This window comes from Pseudomonas rhodesiae, assembly GCF_013285305.1.
Classification (GTDB): domain Bacteria; phylum Pseudomonadota; class Gammaproteobacteria; order Pseudomonadales; family Pseudomonadaceae; genus Aquipseudomonas; species Aquipseudomonas rhodesiae.
In genome coordinates, this window is the sequence record NZ_CP054205.1 from 2,590,492 (window position 1) to 2,608,756 (window position 18,265).

Here is an 18,265-nt window from a genome sequence, read left to right on the forward strand (position 1 = left end):
TGGCGTGCAAGCATTAATCGAGTCGGTGGGTTCACTTTCTGCGCAGCAAAAGAAAGCGTTGGCGGTCATGCTCAAGCAACAAGGCATCAACCTGTTTGAGATCGCCCCGGTTTTCAAGCGTCAGGAAGGCGAGCCGCTTCGACTCTCTTATGCGCAGGAGCGGCAGTGGTTTTTGTGGCAGTTGGAGCCGCAGAGCACCGCATACCACGTGCCTCGGGCGCTGCGTCTGGTGGGAGAGCTGGACGTAGCAGCCTTGCAGCGCAGCTTCGACACTCTGGTTAGCCGGCACGAAAGCCTGCGCACGCACATTGAGCCCGATGGTGACAGCGCCTTGCAGGTCATTGTCGAAAACGCGCGGGTGGAAATCACCTTGGTCGAGGCCCAGGCATTCCAGGTCAAAGACTGGGTGCAGGCCGAAATTGACCGGCCGTTCGATTTGCAGCAAGGCCCGTTGCTGCGAGTGAAACTGCTGCGCCTGGCGCCGCAGGAGCATGTGCTGGTACTGGTGCAACATCACATCGTCTCCGATGGCTGGTCGATGCAGGTCATGGTCGACGAGCTTGTGCAATTGTATGCCGCCCATGTCCAGGGGCTCGAACCGCAGCTACCGGCCTTGCCAATCCAGTACGCCGACTATGCGCTCTGGCAGCGCAGCTGGATGGAAGCCGGCGAGCGCGAGCGCCAACTCGCGTACTGGGAAAACCTGCTGGGCGGTGAGCAGCCCGTGCTGGAATTGCCGATGGATCGCCCACGGCCTGCGATACAAAGCTACCGCGGTGCACGTCTGGACCTGGCGCTGGATGCCGCGTTGGTCACCCGTCTCAAAACCATGGCGCAGCGCGAAGGTGTGACGCTGTTCATGCTGCTGCTGGCTTCATTCCAGGCGGTGTTGTATCGCTACAGCGGTCAGGGGGACATTCGCATCGGCGTGCCGGTGGCCAACCGCAATCGCGCGGAGACCGAGGGCCTCATCGGCTTTTTCGTCAACACACAGATTCTCAAGGCTGACATCGACGGGCAGATGAGTTTTCGCGAGCTGTTGCACCACACTCGTGAGCGCGTGGTGCAAGCCCAGGCCCATCAAGACTTGCCTTTCGAGCAACTGGTCGAAGCGCTGCAGCCGGAACGCAGCCTGAGTTATAACCCGCTGTTCCAGGTGATGTTCAACCACCAGACCGATACCCAGCGCGGCGGCGCCAGCGCAACGGGTCTGCAGGTCCAGGGGTTGGAGTGGGACAGCAAGACCGCGCAATTGGATCTCAACCTGGATACCCAGGAATCGGCCGAAGGCATTCAGGCGTCCCTGACCTATGCCACGGACCTTTTTGACGCCCCCGGCATGCAGCGCCTGCTTGCACACTGGCAGCGTTTGCTGCACAGCGTCAGCCAGGATTGCACCCGTCGTGTCGGTGAATTGCCGCTGCTGGAGGATGCCCAGTTGCAGCACATGGTGCATGACTGGAACGCTACCCAGCGGGCGTTTGCCCAGGATATGGGCGTGCATCGCCTGTTCGAAGACCAGGCTCGGCTGCGCCCGGATGCGACGGCACTGGCGTGCAACGGCCAAGTGCTGAGCTATGGCGAATTGAACCGACGTGCCAATCGACTGGCCCATCGTTTGCGCGGCGCTGGCGTCGGTCCCGACGTGCTGGTGGCGGTGGCTTTGGAGCGCTCGGTCGAGATGGCGGTGGCGCTGTTGGCAACCTTGAAGGCCGGCGGTGCCTACGTGCCGCTCGACCCTGGTTTCCCGCCTGATCGATTGGCCTTTATGCTCGAAGACAGCCGTGCGCACGTTGTGCTGACGGCCGGCAGCCTGCGTCAACAGTTGCCGTTGGCGGTCGGTCAGCAGGTGCTACTGATGGACGAAGACGCGGATGGGCGCTACAGCAGCGTCAACCCAGACGTCGAACTCAGTGGTGAGCACCTGGCATATGTGATCTACACGTCCGGCTCCACCGGCAAACCCAAGGGCGTGATGGTGCGCCATGCCGCGCTGAGCAGCTTCACCCAGGGCATGGCCGACACCTTGGGCATTGATGCACAAGCACGCCTGTTGTCGTTGACCACCTTCTCTTTCGATATTTTTGCCCTGGAGCTTTACGTTCCCCTGGCGGTGGGCGCGACGGTGGTCCTGGCCGACAAGGACACGTCCCTGGACCCGGAGGCCATCCTCGACCTGGTGCAGCACGCAACCATCGACGTGCTGCAAGCCACGCCATCGACCTGGCGCATGCTGCTGGACAGCGAACGTTGCACCGTACTGCGCGGAATCAAATGCCTGTGTGGTGGTGAGGCGCTGCCCGCCGACCTGGCTGAGCGCATGCTCGCCTGTCAAGGCACGGTGTGGAACCTGTACGGGCCGACCGAGACGACCATCTGGTCGGCCGCCTATCCATTGCTTGAGCCTGTGCCGTTTGTAGGGCGACCGATTGCCAATACGTCGCTGTTTATCCTCAACGACACGCTTACGCCTTGCCCGCTGACGGTGCCCGGTGAACTGCTGATTGGTGGCGTCGGTTTGGCTCGCGGTTATTTCGGCCGGGCGGCCATGACGGCCGAGCGCTTTGTGCCCAACCCGTATGGCGGTCCCGGCGAACGCTTGTACCGCACCGGCGACCTGGCGCGCTATCGCGAGCAGGGGGTGGTGGAGTACATCGGCCGCGTCGACCATCAGGTTAAGGTGCGGGGTTTCCGTATCGAATTGGGCGAGATCGAGGCGTGCCTGCGCGAGCAGCCAATGGTGCGCGAAGCGGTGGTGATAGCTGACCATGAGCAGTTGCTTGCCTATCTGGTCACCCGCCACCCGCTGGCTGAGCAGGAACAGGCCGCGCTGCGGGAACAGCTCAAGACAGCCTTGCGTGCACGATTGCCGGAATACATGGTGCCGTCCTATCTGGTGCTGCTGGAGCGGATGCCGCTGACCCCCAATGGCAAGCTGGACCGCAAGGCCCTGCCAAGGCCCGACGCTGGTGCGTTGCAAAAACATTACGTGCCACCCGTGACCGCACGCGAGTGCCAGGTGGCGGCGATCTGGGCCGAAGTGCTGGGCGTGGCCCAGGTCGGTCTGTCGGATCACTTCTTTGAAATCGGCGGGCACTCGTTGCTGGCGACACGCGTTGTGTCTCGCGTGCGCCAGGCATTGGCAATCGATGTGCCACTCAAAGCGTTGTTCGAGCAGCCTGAGCTTGGGCGCTTTGTGCAGGCACTCTCCGACAGCGTGCTGGACGTGCAGCCGATTGCCCGCTGCGCGCGCGATCAACCGCTGGCATTGTCCTATGCCCAGGAGCGCCAGTGGTTCCTCTGGCAGTTGGAGCCTCACAGCGCGGTGTATCACATCCCCGCAGCCCTGCGCCTGCAAGGCACACTGGACCGCCAGGCGCTGCAACGCAGTTTCGATGGCTTGCTTGCACGCCATGAAAGCCTGCGCACGGTGTTTGTCACGGAGGGTGAACGCACCGTGCAGCGGATGGCCGCACCAGCGGCGTTCCTGATCGAAGAGCAGACCCTCGCTACCGATGATCCGGCCGTGGTGAGGGCCCAGGTCGAGGCGGCAATCGCCGAACCGTTCGATTTGCGCACTGGGCCGTTGTTGCGCGTCCGGTTGTTGCAACTGGCAGCGGATCAGCATGTGCTCGTCCTGGTGCTGCATCACATCGTCAGCGATGCCTGGTCGATGCAGGTGATGGTCGAGGAGCTGGTGCAGTCCTATGCCGCGCTTAAGCAGGGCCTGGAACCGCAGTTGCCAGCGCTGCCGATTCAGTATGCCGACTATGCGGTGTGGCAGCGCGACTGGTTGCAGGCCGGTGAGCAGGCGCGCCAGTTGGCCTATTGGCGTGAGCGTTTGGCCGGCGAGCAACGGGTGCTGGACTTGCCGCTCGATCATCCCCGCCCCCCGGCGCAAAGCCACCGCGGTGCGCGTGTGGAATGGCTATTGGACCCCGCGTTGCTGGAGGCTTTGCAGGGCCTGGCCCAACGGCAAGGCGCGACGCTGTTTATGGTGTTGCTGGCTGCGTTCCAGGCATTGTTGTATCGCTATACCGGCCAGTCGGATATTCGCGTGGGCGTGCCGATTGCCAACCGTAACCGGGTGGAAACCGAGCGTTTGATCGGTTTTTTTGTCAACACTCAAGTCCTCAAGGCCGACATCAGCGGCGAGCTGTCGTTTGTCGAGCTGCTCCAGCAGGTCAAGCAGGCGGCCTTGGAAGCCCAGGCACATCAGGACCTGCCGTTCGAACAACTGGTCGAAGCGCTGCAGCCGGAACGCAGCCTGAGCCATAGCCCACTGTTTCAAGTGATGTTCAACCATCAGATCGATGCGCGCGGCACTGCGGCGCCGCAGGCGACGGGGCTACAGGTTGATGCTCTGGAATGGGACAGCCACACCGCGCATTTCGATGTGAGCCTGGATACTCAGGAAACCGTCGATGGGCTTTGGGCGACATTGACCTACGCCACCGATCTGTTCGAGGCCGGCACGATTGAGCGTATGGCGCAACACTGGCTAAGCGTATTGCGGGCCGTGGTTGCACGCCCGAACGAACACCTTGCAGACCTGCCGATGCTGGGTGCCAGTGAGCGTCAGTGTCTTACGCAGACCTGGAACGCCGGTGCACCGGCCGCGCCTTGGACGGGCGGGGTGCAGCGTCTGTTCGAGGCGCAGGCACGGCAGCGCCCACACGCGGTAGCGTTGGTGCTCGATGGCGTATCGCTGAGCTATGCCGAGCTGAACCTGCAGGCCAATCGCCTGGCCCATTGCCTGGTGGCCCACGGCGTCGGGCCGCAAGTGCTGGTCGGGATTGCCGTTGAGCGCTCCTTCGCCATGGTGATCAGCCTGCTGGCAGTGCTCAAGGCGGGCGGGGCCTACGTGCCCCTCGACCCGAGTTACCCGCGCGAGCGCCTGGCCCACATGCTTGAAGACAGCGGTGTGCGTCTGGTGCTGACACACGCCCACGTGCCTATCGTGCTTCCCGAAGGGGTCGCAGCCTTGGCCATTGACCAGGCAGGACTGGCCGAGTACTCCGGTGAAGACTTGGCCTTGGCGATCGGCGCGGATCATCTGGCCTATGTGATTTACACCTCCGGCTCTACCGGCAAACCCAAGGGCGTTGCCATCGACCACGGCGCCCTGAACGAATTCGCGAGCATTGCCGCCGGCTATTCGCAGCTGACGCCCCAGGACCGTGTGCTGCAATTCGCCACGCTTAACTTCGATGGTTTTGTCGAGCAACTGTATCCGGCCTTGACCCACGGCGCGGCGGTGGTCCTGCGTGGCGCGTCGCTATGGGACAGCGGCCGGCTGTATACCGAGATCCTGAGCCAGGGGATTACCCTGGCCGATTTGCCGACCGCCTATTGGCACCTGTTTGTGCTTGATTGCCTGGCCGCCGGGCCCCGTTCGTATGGTGCCTTGCGCCAAGTGCACATCGGCGGCGAAGCCATGCCGCTGGACGGGCCCGCACAATGGGTACGCGCTGGCCTGGGCCATGTGCGTCTGCTCAATACCTATGGGCCGACCGAGGCGACGGTGGTGTCCAGTGTGCTGGATTGCAGCGCAGCGGATGAAGCCCTGAGCGCTACCGCCAGCCCTATTGGCCGCTCGTTGCCAGGGCGCGCCCTGTATGTCCTGGACCGCGATCTCAACCTCGCACCCCTGGGGGCGGTGGGCGAGTTGTATATCGGCAGCGCCTGCGGCCTGGCTCGTGGGTATTTGAATCGTGCGGGGTTGACGGCCGAGCGTTTTGTCGCCAATCCATTCGCTGACGCTGGCGAACGCCTGTACCGCACCGGCGACCTGGCCCGTTATCGCGCCGACGGCGTGATCGAATACGTCGGGCGTGTCGATCATCAAGTCAAGATTCGTGGCTTCCGTATCGAATTGGGTGAGATCGAGACGTTGCTGCTGGCTCAGGCCAATGTCCGCGAAGCGGTGGTGCTGGCCGTCGATAACCAACTGCTCGCGTACCTGGTGGCAGATCAGCAGGAGACTGCGGCGCTGGGTGAAACCCTCAAGGCGGTATTGCGTGAACAACTGCCGGATTACATGGTGCCGGCGCACCTGGTCTTTCTTGACCGCTTGCCGTTGAACCTCAATGGCAAGCTGGATCGCCAAGCCCTGCCCAAGCCTGACGCGCATCTTTCGCAGCCGGCCTGGGTGGCACCGGTCAGCGCCGTCGAGCAACAAGTGGCAGCGATCTGGGCCGATATTCTGGGGGTGGCACGGGTCGGGCTGACGGATCACTTCTTCGAGCTGGGCGGTCACTCGTTGCTGGCCATGCAGGTGACCTCGCGTCTTCGCCACGCGCTGGCCCTTGAGGTGCCGCTCAAATTGCTGTTCGAGCAGCCGCGCCTGCAAGGTTTCGTCGCAGCGTTACCCGCCTGCGAGGGGGCCGACCAAGGGCGCGCGCCGGCGCTGGTTGCGTTGGCGCGTGACGGTGGGGTACCGCTGTCATATGCCCAGGAGCGCCAGTGGTTCCTCTGGCAGTTGGACCCGGACAGCCGCGCCTACCACGTGCCGAGTGTGCTGCGCCTGAAGGGGCCGTTGGACATTGGCGCGCTGCAACGCAGCTTTGATCATCTGGTGGCCCGTCATGAGAGTCTGCGCACCGTGCTGCGCCACGGCAGCGATGGCACCGTGCAAGTCGTGCGCGAGCCTGCGCCGGTGGTCATCAGTCACAGTAATGTCCAGGAAGCTGATCTGCAGACGTGTGTGGAAGCGAAAATCGCCCTGACCTTCGATCTGGAGCAAGGGCCGCTGCTGCGCGTGGATCTGCTGCGCCTGGCCGAGGATGATCACGTACTGGTGCTGGTGCAGCACCATATCGTCTCCGACGGTTGGTCGATGCAGGTGATGGTCGAGGAATTGGTGCAGGTCTACGCCGCCTTTAGCCAAGGCCAAGAGGTGCGACTGCCGCCACTGCCGATTCAATATGCCGATTACGCAGTGTGGCAACGCCAGTGGATGGAGGCGGGCGAGAAGGCGCGTCAGCTGAGCTACTGGCGCGAGCTGCTGGGCGGTGAGCAACCGGTGCTGGAGCTGCCGTTCGATTATCAGCGCCCGGCGGAGCAGAGCCATCGCGGCGCGCGTTCGCACATAGAAATACCCGCGTCGCTGGTGGTTGACCTCAAAGCCCTGGCCCAGCGCGAAGGCGTAACGCTGTTCATGCTGTTACTGGCCTCGTTCCAGGTTCTGTTGCACCGCTACAGTGGCCAACAGGACATTCGCGTTGGCGTGCCGATTGCCAACCGCAACCGTGTGGAAACCGAGCGTCTGATTGGTTTCTTCGTCAACACCCAGGTGCTCAAGGCCGATATCGATGGGCAAACCACTGTTGGCGGCTTGCTGCAGCAGGTCAAGCAGCGGGCCTTGGAGGCCCAGGCCCATCAGGACCTGCCCTTCGAGCAACTGGTCGAAGCGCTGCAGCCGGAGCGCAGCCTCAGTCTGAACCCGTTATTCCAAGTCATGTTCAATCACCAGGCCGAACGACGGCAGGCGATGTCGACTGCGGCCTTGCATGAGCTGCGCGTCGAAGGGCTGGCCTGGGAAAGTCATACCGCACATTTTGATCTGGACCTGGATGTGCATGAGTCGAGCGAGGGGCTGGCAGCCTCTCTGGGCTACGCCACCGACCTGTTTACCGCCGCCACCATCGAACGTATGGGCCGCCACTGGCACAATCTGTTGCAGGCAATGGTGGCCGACCCGCAGCAGAGCATCGGCCAGTTGAAATTGCTGGATGACGCGGAACAACAGCACATTCTGCACCTGTGGGACCGCAGCGATGCCGGCTTCTCGGCCCAGCGCCTGGTGCACGAATTGTTCGCCGACCGCGCCCAGGAAACCCCCGATGCCGTAGCGGTGAAATTCGACACCCAAACCCTGACCTACGGCGAGCTGGACCGCCAGGCCAACCGCCTGGCCCATGCGTTGATTGCCCGTGGGGTTGGCGCGGAAGTGCGGGTGGCTATCGCCATGCCGCGCAGTGCCGAGATCATGGTGGCGTTCCTGGCGGTTATGAAGGCTGGCGGCGTGTATGTGCCGCTGGATATCGAATATCCGCGTGATCGCTTGTTGTACATGTTGGAGGACAGTCGAGCGCAACTGTTGCTCACCCACAGCAGCGCGTTGCCGCAACTGCCGATGAGCGAGGGCCTGCAAACACTGGCTATCGACCATACCTACACCTGGGCCGAGCACCGCGATACCGCCCCCAACGTCGCACTCGATGGCGACAACCTCGCCTACGTGATCTACACCTCCGGCTCCACCGGCATGCCCAAAGGCGTGGCGGTGGCCCACGGCCCGTTGGTGGCGCATATCATCGCCACTGGCGAACGCTACGAAACCGGCCCGACCGACTGCGAACTGCACTTTATGTCGTTCGCCTTCGACGGTTCCCACGAAGGCTGGATGCACCCGCTGATCAACGGCGCCAGCGTGCTCATCCGCGACGACAGCCTGTGGCTGCCCGAGTACACCTACGAACAGATGCACCGTCACCACGTGACCATGGCGGTGTTCCCGCCGGTGTACCTGCAACAACTGGCCGAGCATGCCGAGCGCGACGGCAACCCGCCGAATGTGCGCGTGTACTGCTTTGGCGGCGATGCGGTGGCCCAGGCCAGTTACGACCTGGCCTGGCGCGCGCTGAAACCGACGTACCTGTTCAACGGCTATGGCCCGACCGAAACCGTGGTCACGCCCTTGCTGTGGAAAGCGCGGCGCGGCGACCCATGCGGCGCGGTGTACGCGCCGATCGGCACCTTGTTGGGCAACCGCAGCGGCTACGTACTGGACGCGCAACTCAACCTGCAACCCATCGGCGTGGCCGGCGAGTTGTACCTGGGCGGCGAGGGCGTGGCGCGGGGTTATCTGGAGCGTCCGGCACTGACCGCCGAACGCTTTGTGCCGGACCCGTTCGGCAAACCCGGCAGCCGTGTGTACCGCAGCGGCGACCTGACCCGCGGGCGTGCGGATGGGGTGGTGGATTACCTCGGACGTGTGGACCATCAGGTGAAAATCCGTGGTTTCCGTATCGAACTGGGCGAGATCGAAGCGCGCCTGCGCGAGCAGGACAACGTCGGCGAAACCGTGGTGGTGGCCCACGACGGCCCGTCCGGCAAGCAACTGGTGGCCTACGTAGTGCCGGCCCGCGCCACCGACGACGGCGCGCTGCGCGACAACCTGCGCCGCGCCCTGAAAACCCGCCTGCCGGACTACATGGTGCCTACGCACTTTATGTTCCTGGCGCAGATGCCGCTGACCCCCAACGGCAAGCTCGACCGCAAGGGCCTGCCGGCGCCGGACGCGAGCCTGATGCAGCAGACCTACGTGGCGCCCGAAACCGAACTGGAGCAGCAAATCGCCGCGATCTGGGCCGAGGTGCTGCGCTTGCCCCAGGTGGGGGTGAACGACAACTTCTTTGAGCTGGGGGGCGACTCGATCATTTCGATCCAGGTGGTCAGCCGCGCGCGGCAGGCTGGTATTCGCTTCACGCCCAAGGATTTGTTCCAGCACCAGACCGTGCAAAGCCTCGCCGCGGTAGCTCGTCAAGGCGAGGGCGCAGTGGTGCTCGATCAATCCGCCTTGACCGGCGAGCTGGCGCTGCTGCCGATCCAACAGGCCTTTTTTGCCGATCAGATCCCTCAGCGTCACCACTGGAACCAGTCTGTGGTCCTGCGCCCGCACCAGCCGTTGCAGCCAGCTGTACTGGGCGCCGCGTTGCAGGCGTTGATCGTGCACCATGACGCCTTGCGCAGTGCGTTCGTCCACGGGGCGAGCGGTTGGAGCGCCGCCTACCGCGATGCGGCGCAGCATCAGGCCGAGCAAGTACTGTGGCACGTTCAGGTGAACGATACCGAGGCGTTGGCAGCGCTGGGCGAACAGGCCCAGAGCAGTCTCGACCTGGGTACAGGCCCGCTGTTGCGTGTGGTGCTGGCGGACCTGGCCGACGGCTCGCAACGCTTGCTGCTGGTGATTCATCACTTGGTGGTGGACGGTGTTTCGTGGCGCATCCTGCTGGAAGATTTGCAAACGGCTTACCGCCAGATTGCTCAGGACGGCCGCGCGGTACTGCCGACCAAAACCAGTTCGATTCGCGCCTGGGCTGAGCGGCTGCGCCGGTATGCCGGCAGTGCTGCGTTGCAACAGGAACTGGCCTGGTGGCAACAGCAGTTGCACGCCAGCCCGGACGGCCTGCCTGGAGCGAACCCACAGGCCAGCCTCAGTAACCGCCATGCCTTGAATGTAACGACCCACCTCGACCAACGCTGGACACGACAGTTACTGCAGGAAGCCCCAAGCGCCTACCGCACCCAGATCAACGATCTGTTGCTGACGGCCCTGGCCCGGGTGATGGTGAGCTGGACGGGAACCCCGTCGATGCTGATCCGGCTGGAAGGTCATGGCCGCGAAGACGTGTTCGATGACATTGACCTGACGCGCACGGTCGGCTGGTTCACCAACCTCTACCCGCTGCAACTGGTGCCGGCGCCGAGCCTGGCGGATTCGCTCAAGGGCATCAAGGAGCAACTGCGCGCCATTCCTGACAAGGGCCTGGGCTTCGGCGCGCTGCGCTACCTGGGCGATCATGCTGCGCAGCAAGCATTGAGCCAACTGCCACGCCCGCGCATCACCTTCAACTACCTGGGCCAGTTCGACGGCAGTTTCGACGACGGCGGCCAAGGCAGTCTGTTTGCACCGTCGGGCGATGCTGCCGGTGCCGATCAAAGCCTCGACGCGCCACTGGGCAACTGGTTGGAAATCAACGGCCAGGTGTACGGCGGCGAGCTGAGCTTGAGCTGGAGTTTCAGCCGCGAGATGTTCGACGAGGCCACCGTGCAACGCTTGGCGGACGATTATGCCGAGGAGCTCAAGGCGCTGATTGAGCACTGTTGCCTGCCGATCAATCGCGGCGTGACGCCGTCGGACTTTCCATTGGCCGGGCTGACTCAGGCGCAATTGGACACGTTGCCGCTGGTGTTGGCAGAGGTTGAGGACCTGTATCCGTTGTCTCCGATGCAGCAGGGCCTGTTGTTCCAGTCCTTGTACAGCGAGGGTTCGGGGGACTACATCAATCAGATGCGCGTGGATGTGCGCGGTCTGGATGTGCCGCGTTTTGAGCGCGCCTGGCAAGCGGCGGTGGACCGCCACGAGGTGCTGCGCAGTGGCTTCCTCTGGCAGGCTGAGTTGAACCAGCCATTGCAGGTGGTCTACAAGCATTTGCACGTTACAGTGGTGGAGCACGATTGGCAGGGGCGTGAGGATCGCGCCGCCGCGCTTGATGGTCTGGCCGCTACGCAACGCGCCCAGGGCTTTGCTCTGGAACAGGCGCCATTGCTGAATCTGGTGCTGGTGCGTACCGGGCCGTCCAATCATCATTTGATCTACACCCATCATCACATCCTGATGGATGGCTGGAGCGGTTCGCAGCTGTTTGGCGAGGTGCTGCAACACTATGCCGGGGAGCCTTTGCGTCCGGCGCTCGGACGTTACCGTGATTACATCGGTTGGTTGCAGGGCCAGGACAAAGCCGCCAGCGAACGATTCTGGAAAACCCAGCTGGCCGCGTTGCAAGAACCCACACGCCTGGCCCGTGGCGCGTCGACTGGCCTTGATGGGCTGCCGATGGCCAACGGTGAACACACACTTAACTTCGAACCGTCGCAGACCCAGCGCTTGAAAGCTTTTGCCCAGGGCCACAAAGTCACGCTCAACACGCTGGTGCAAAGCGCGTGGCTGCTGCTGTTGGCGCGCCAGACTGGCCAGGCGACTGTGGCCTTTGGCGCCACGGTGGCGGGGCGTCCGGCGCAATTGCAGGGAATCGAGCAGTTGGTCGGGTTGTTCATCAACACCCTGCCGGTGGTGGCTACCCCGGACCCGCAAATGTCGATCGGCCAATGGCTGCAGCAGATCCAGGCGCAAAATCTCAGGTTGCGCGAGCAGGAACATACCCCTTTGTTCGACGTACAACGCTGGGCTGGCTTAGGCGGCGAGGCGCTGTTCGACAGCATCCTGGTGTTCGAGAACTACCCGGTGTCCGAAGCCTTGGAGCAGGGCTCGCCTACGGAGCTGCAGTTTGGCCCAGTGCAGAATCTGGAACAGACCCACTATCCGCTGACGGTGCTGCTGGGCGTTGGGCAGACTCTGGGGCTGGAGTTCAATTACAGCCGGCAAGCCTTCAGCGACGCGGATATCCAGCGCCTGGCTACGCACTTCAGCCATTTGCTGCTGGCCTTGGCAAACCCGGTACATACACGTTTGGCCGACTTGCCGTCGGTGACTGCCGCTGAGCGTCACACCACGGTGTATGCCTGGAACGCCACCGCCCGCGACTACCCGCAAAACCAATGGGTGCATCACCTGATCGAAGCCCAAGCCGAGCGCCAGCCGCAGGCCACGGCCCTGGTGTTTGCCGAGCAACGTATCGACTACGCCGAACTCAACCGCCGCGCCAACCGCCTGGCCCATCGCTTGATCGAGGCCGGTGTCGGCCCGGATGTGCGTGTGGGGCTGGCCGTGGAGCGCTCCTTCGACATGGTTATCGGCCTGCTTGCGGTGCTCAAGGCCGGCGGCGCCTATGTGCCGTTGGACCCCGACTACCCACGCGAACGCCTGGCCTACATGCTCGACGACAGCGGCGTGCAATTGTTGCTGACCCAAGCGCCTTTGCTCGGCCAGTTGCCGATTCCGCAAGGCTTGGAAACCCTGATACTGGGCGAGTCGAGTTACGAGCAATACAGCGAGCAAAACCCGGCTGTCGCGCTGGACGGTGAAAACCTTGCGTACGTGATCTACACCTCGGGTTCCACTGGCCAACCCAAGGGCGCGGGCAACCGCCATTCGGCCTTGCTCAACCGCCTGCAATGGATGCAGGAAGCCTATGGGTTAAGCGCGGCCGACAGCGTATTGCAAAAGACCCCGTTCAGTTTCGACGTGTCGGTGTGGGAGTTTTTCTGGCCGCTGATGACCGGCTCGCGGCTGGTGATTGCCGCCCCTGGCGATCACCGCGATCCGGCCAAATTGATCCACTTGATCAACGCCGAACAGGTCACCACGCTGCACTTTGTGCCGTCGATGTTGCAGGCGTTCTTGCAGGATACGGCGGTGTCCAGCTGCCGGAGCCTGCAACGCATCGTGTGCAGCGGCGAGGCGTTGCCGGTGGATGCGCAGCAGCAGGTATTCGCCAAGCTGCCGCACGCCGGGCTGTACAACCTGTATGGCCCGACCGAAGCCGCCATCGACGTGACCCACTGGACCTGCGTCGACGAAGGCCGCGACACGGTGCCGATTGGCCGTCCGATTGCCAATTTGGGCTGCTACCTGCTTGACGACAATTTCGAACCGGTGCCGGTCGGCGTGCTGGGCGAGCTGTACCTGGGCGGCGCGGGCCTGGCCCGTGGTTATCACCGCCGTCCTGCATTGACCGCCGAACGCTTTATCGCCCACCCGTTCGTCCACGGCGAGCGCCTGTACCGCACCGGCGACCTGGCGCGCTACCGCGAAGACGGAGTGATCGAATACGCCGGACGTATCGACCATCAGGTCAAGCTGCGCGGCCTGCGCATCGAGCTGGGCGAGATCGAAGCGCGGTTGCTGGAACACGAGCAGGTCCGTGAAGCGGCGGTGCTGGCGGTGGACGGCAAGTACTTGGTGGGTTACCTGGTGCTGCACCATGCCCACGGCGACTGGCGCGAGGTGCTCGGTGCGCACCTGGCCGAACACCTACCGGATTACATGGTGCCGGCACAGTGGGTGTTGCTGGAGCAAATGCCGCTGAGTCCCAACGGCAAGTTGGATCGCAAGGCGCTGCCCAAGGCCGATGCGGGCCAGCCGTCCAGTGTTTATGAAGCGCCGCAAAGCGAGCTGGAGCAGCAGATTGCGGCGATCTGGGCGCAGGTGCTGGAAGTCGAGCGCGTGGGCCTTAATGACAACTTCTTTGAACTGGGCGGGCATTCCTTGCTGGTGATCAACGTTATTTCGCGTATGCAGCTTGAACTGGGCCTGCGACCTTCACCGCAGGATATTTTCCAGCACCCGGATGTACGGCGCCTGGCGGCGCACCTTGAAGGGCAGGGCGGTGCGGTGACGCAAGACAAACTCAGCCGTCTCGATGCGCTGTTTGATGATATGGGGCCGTTTTGATGGACACTCAGGTTGCACAACGCATCGTCAAACGGTTTATCGGCTTGCCGCTTGAACAGCGCCGGGTCTACCTGCAAAAGATGCTCGCCGAGGATGTCTCGCCCGCCAACTTACCGATTCCAGTGACGCGCGATGAGGCGCCGCAGTTGCTGCTGTCCTACGCTCAAGAGCGGCAGTGGTTTATCTGGCAGTTGGAGCCCGACAGCGCCGCTTATCACCTGCCCACGGCGTTGCGTTTGCGCGGGCCATTGGACGTCGCGGCATTGCAGCGCAGCTTCGATAGCCTGGTTGCCCGCCACGAAACCCTGCGTACCTGCCTGCGCCAGGACGGCGAGCGTCGGGTGCAGGTGGTCGACCCACAGGCCATTGTGCGGATTCAATCGATGGAGATTGACCAGGCCCAGGTGACCGACCGGTTGGACGCGCTGATCGCCCAGCCCTTCGATTTGCAGAACGGCCCGTTGCTGCGCGTCGCCTTGATGCGTCTTGACGCGCAAGAGCATGTGCTGGTGTTGGTTCAGCACCATGTCGTGTCGGATGGGCACTCGATGCAGATCATGGTCGAGGAACTGGTGCAGTTATATGCCGCGTACGCCCAGGGGTATGAGGCGCAATTACCCGCCTTACCGATCCAGTATGCCGATTACGCCTTGTGGCAGCGGGCGTGGATGGAGGCCGGCGAACAGGATCGCCAACTGGATTACTGGCGCGGTCGCCTGGGGGGCGAGCAGCCGGTATTGGCGCTGCCGTTCGATCGTGCCCGCCCGCTGCTGCAAAGTCACCGTGGCGCGAGCCTGGACATTGCGTTACCGGCGGGCCTGGTGGCTGCGCTGCGCGACCTGGCGCAGCGCGAAGGCGTGACGATGTTCATGCTGTTGCTGGCCTCGTTCCAAGTGCTGATGTATCGCTACAGCGGCCAGCCGGATATCCGCATCGGGGTGCCGACAGCCAACCGCAATCGTGTCGAAACTGAACGCTTGATCGGCTTTTTTGTGAACACCCAAGTGATCAGGGCGGATATCGACGGGCAGATGTCAGTGTCCACGTTATTGCTGCAAGTGCGGGCCCGTGCGCTGGAGGCTCAGGCGCATCAGGACCTGCCTTTCGAACAATTGGTGCTGGCCTTGCAGCCGGAGCGCAACCTCAGCCATAACCCCTTGTTCCAAGTAATGTTCAATCACCAGGCCGATACTCGCAAAGCCGGCAGCGCCCAGTCGCCGGGGCTGCTGCAGGTCGAAAGCCTGGAGTGGCAGAGCCGCACCGCGCAGTTCGACCTGAGCCTGGACACCCGCGAGTCCGCCGACGGTATCTGGGCCGCGCTGACCTACGCCACGGACCTGTTCGACGGACCAACCGTGCAGCGCATGGCCATGCACTGGCAGCATCTATTGCAGGGCATGGCCCAGGATGCACGGCAACCGATTGGGCAACTGGAGATGCTCGACCGCGATGAGCGACACCGCATCGTCCACGGGTGGAACGCCACTGCCCAGGCTTACCCTCTGCACCGCTGCGTGCATCACTTGATCGAGACGCAGGTCGAGCGCACCCCCGAAGCGCCGGCGCTGTATTTTGCCGAGCAATCCTTGAGCTACGCCGAGCTTAATCGGCGTGCCAACCGCCTGGCACATCGCTTGATAGCGTTGGGAGTTGGCCCGGATGTGCTGGTCGGGCTGGCGGTAGAGCGCTGCGTCGAAATGGTGGTGGGGCTGCTGGCCGTGCTCAAGGCCGGGGGCGCCTATGTGCCGCTGGACCCGGAGTACCCGCGCGAACGCCTGGCCTACATGCTGCAAGACAGTGCGGTGAAGTTGCTGTTGACCCAGACGCAGGTGCTGCAAGCACTGCCGATACCCGCAGGTCTTGAGGTGCTGCTGCTGGATGAGGAAAGGCTCGATGGGTTCAGTGATGCGAATCCTAATGTCGCTTTGGACGGCGAGCACCTGGCCTATGTGATCTATACGTCCGGCTCTACCGGCAAACCCAAGGGGGCCGGCAACCGTCATGGCGCGCTGACCAATCGCTTGTGCTGGATGCAGGATACCTACTGCCTGGATGCCCGCGATGCGGTGTTGCAGAAGACGCCGTTCAGCTTCGACGTATCGGTGTGGGAGTTCTTCTGGCCATTGATGACCGGCGCACAGCTGGTGGTTGCCGCGCCAGGCGATCACCGCGATCCCGAGCGCTTGATCGGCCTGATCGATCGCCATCAGGTCACCACATTGCATTTTGTGCCGTCGATGCTGCAGGCGTTTGTACAAGACCCAGGCGTCATCCGCTGCCAAAGTCTGCGCCGCATCGTGTGCAGTGGCGAGGCGTTACCGGTGGACGTGCAGCAGCAGGTGTTCGCCAAACTGCCCTGGGCCGGGCTGTATAACCTGTATGGCCCGACCGAAGCGGCCATCGACGTGACCCACTGGACCTGTGTCGCCGAAGACTGCGACAGCGTGCCCATAGGCCGGCCGATAGCCAACCTGGCCACGTATGTGCTCGATGCGCAATTGATGCCGGTGCCGGCGGGCGTGTCGGGCGAGTTGTACCTGGGCGGCGTCGGACTGGCGCGCAGCTACCATCAACGACCGGCACTGACTGCCGAACGGTTTGTGCCGTGCCCGTTTCATGCCGGTGCGCGGCTGTACCGCAGTGGTGATCGGGTACGCCAGCGCTCTGACGGGGTGATTGAGTACCTGGGGCGCCTGGATCACCAGGTCAAGCTGCGTGGCTTGCGCATCGAACTGGGCGAAATCGAGGCGCGTGTGCTGGAGCACCAATGGGTGCGTGCAGCGAGTGTGCAAGTCTTGGAAGGTAAGCACCTGGTGGCCTACGTGGTACTGCACGACGCAGTCGAGGGCTGGCGCGATGCGCTCAGTGCGCATCTGGCGCGGCATCTTCCGGACTTCATGGTGCCTGGGCAATGGGTGGTGCTCGACCGCATGCCGTTAAGCCCCAATGGCAAGTTGGACCGCAAGGCCTTGCCCACGCCCGATGCCCCACAACAGGCCGCCTACTTGGCGCCGCAGAGCGTGCACGAGCAACAACTGGCGGCTATCTGGTCCGATCTCTTGGGCGTGCCACGGGTGGGCCTGCGCGATAATTTCTTCGAACTGGGCGGTCACTCCCTGCTGGTGTTGTTGCTCAAGGAGCGCATCCGTGCCGCAACCGGGGTCAGCGTATCGGTGGCCCAGTTGATGCTCAACCCCACGGTGCAGGGGCAAGTCGACAGCCTGCACGGCAGCACCCGCAGCGATTTGCTCGTGCCACTTAACAGCGGCGCGCCGGGCACGCCATTGTTTGTGTTCCACCCCAGTTACGGTTCGGTGCATTGCTACAAAGCGATTGCCCTGGCACTGCGTGACCAGCGACCGGTGATCGGGGTGATCTGCCGCGCGCTGGCGCAAGAGGGCGGCGAAGTCCCGTCCTGGACAAGCATGGTTGAGGATTACACCGCTCAACTGTTGGGGGCACAACCTCAGGGCGCTTTCCGTCTGGCAGGTTGGTCGCTGGGGGGCAATCTGGCGATGGAGGTGGCTTATCGTCTGGAACAGGCCGGTCGTGAAGTGGCTTGCGTGGGCTGGATCGATGCGCCGCCGCCGTACCGCGTCGCCGGGTTCTGGGATGCACAAACCGCCGCCGAAGAGCGCGTGGTGTCCGTCAGCGAGCAACGCGCCGAGATGCTCGGTGTGCTATTTCCGCACCATGCCGAACAGATCCACGCCGTGTGGCTGGGCAGCAGAGACGAGGGTGATGATACGCAGCGGTGGGCGAGGGTGGATAGCTGGGCGCAACGCACCTTGGGCACTGCCTACGAAGGCTTGCGGCATGAGTTGCTGGAGGGCAGTGAAGCGCAGGTGTCCTGGGAGGTGAAACGCTTGCTGGACCTCAGGTTGCAGGACGCCGACTATGCGCCGATCAAAGCCCCCGTCGCTTGCTGGTGGGCATCGCGCAGCAAGGGCGGGCAGCATCGTGAGCTGATTGAGTCCAGTATGCGGGCCGTCATCGGCGCGGCCGGGATCACCCAGTCGACGCTGATCGACACGACTCACGACCGGATTGTCGATAACCCTCAGTTTGTCGGCAGTTTTGCATCAGTCATGGGCTAATGCCCCAGGCAAACAAAAGCCCCTGGCC

2 protein-coding genes are annotated in these 18,265 nt (G+C 63.2%); both read left to right on the plus strand.

The window, feature by feature from the left end:
* Positions 1 to 4 precede the first annotated feature (4 nt).
* Entirely contained in the window at positions 5 to 14,140 is a 14,136-nt protein-coding gene (locus HRH33_RS11785) for a non-ribosomal peptide synthase/polyketide synthase (RefSeq protein ID WP_244962435.1), read from the plus strand.
* A complete protein-coding gene (locus HRH33_RS11790) occupies positions 14,140 to 18,237 on the plus strand; it encodes an amino acid adenylation domain-containing protein (protein ID WP_167418669.1) in 4,098 nt (1,365 codons plus the stop codon). Before HRH33_RS11785 ends, HRH33_RS11790 begins: the two co-directional genes overlap by 1 nt.
* Positions 18,238 to 18,265: the final 28 nt, after the last annotated feature.

What these genes read in the sequence shown, in the direction of transcription:
- HRH33_RS11790 (WP_167418669.1), top strand. Translation starts at nt 14,140, where the DNA reads ATGGACACTCAGGTTGCACAACGCATCGTCAAACGGTTTATCGGCTTG.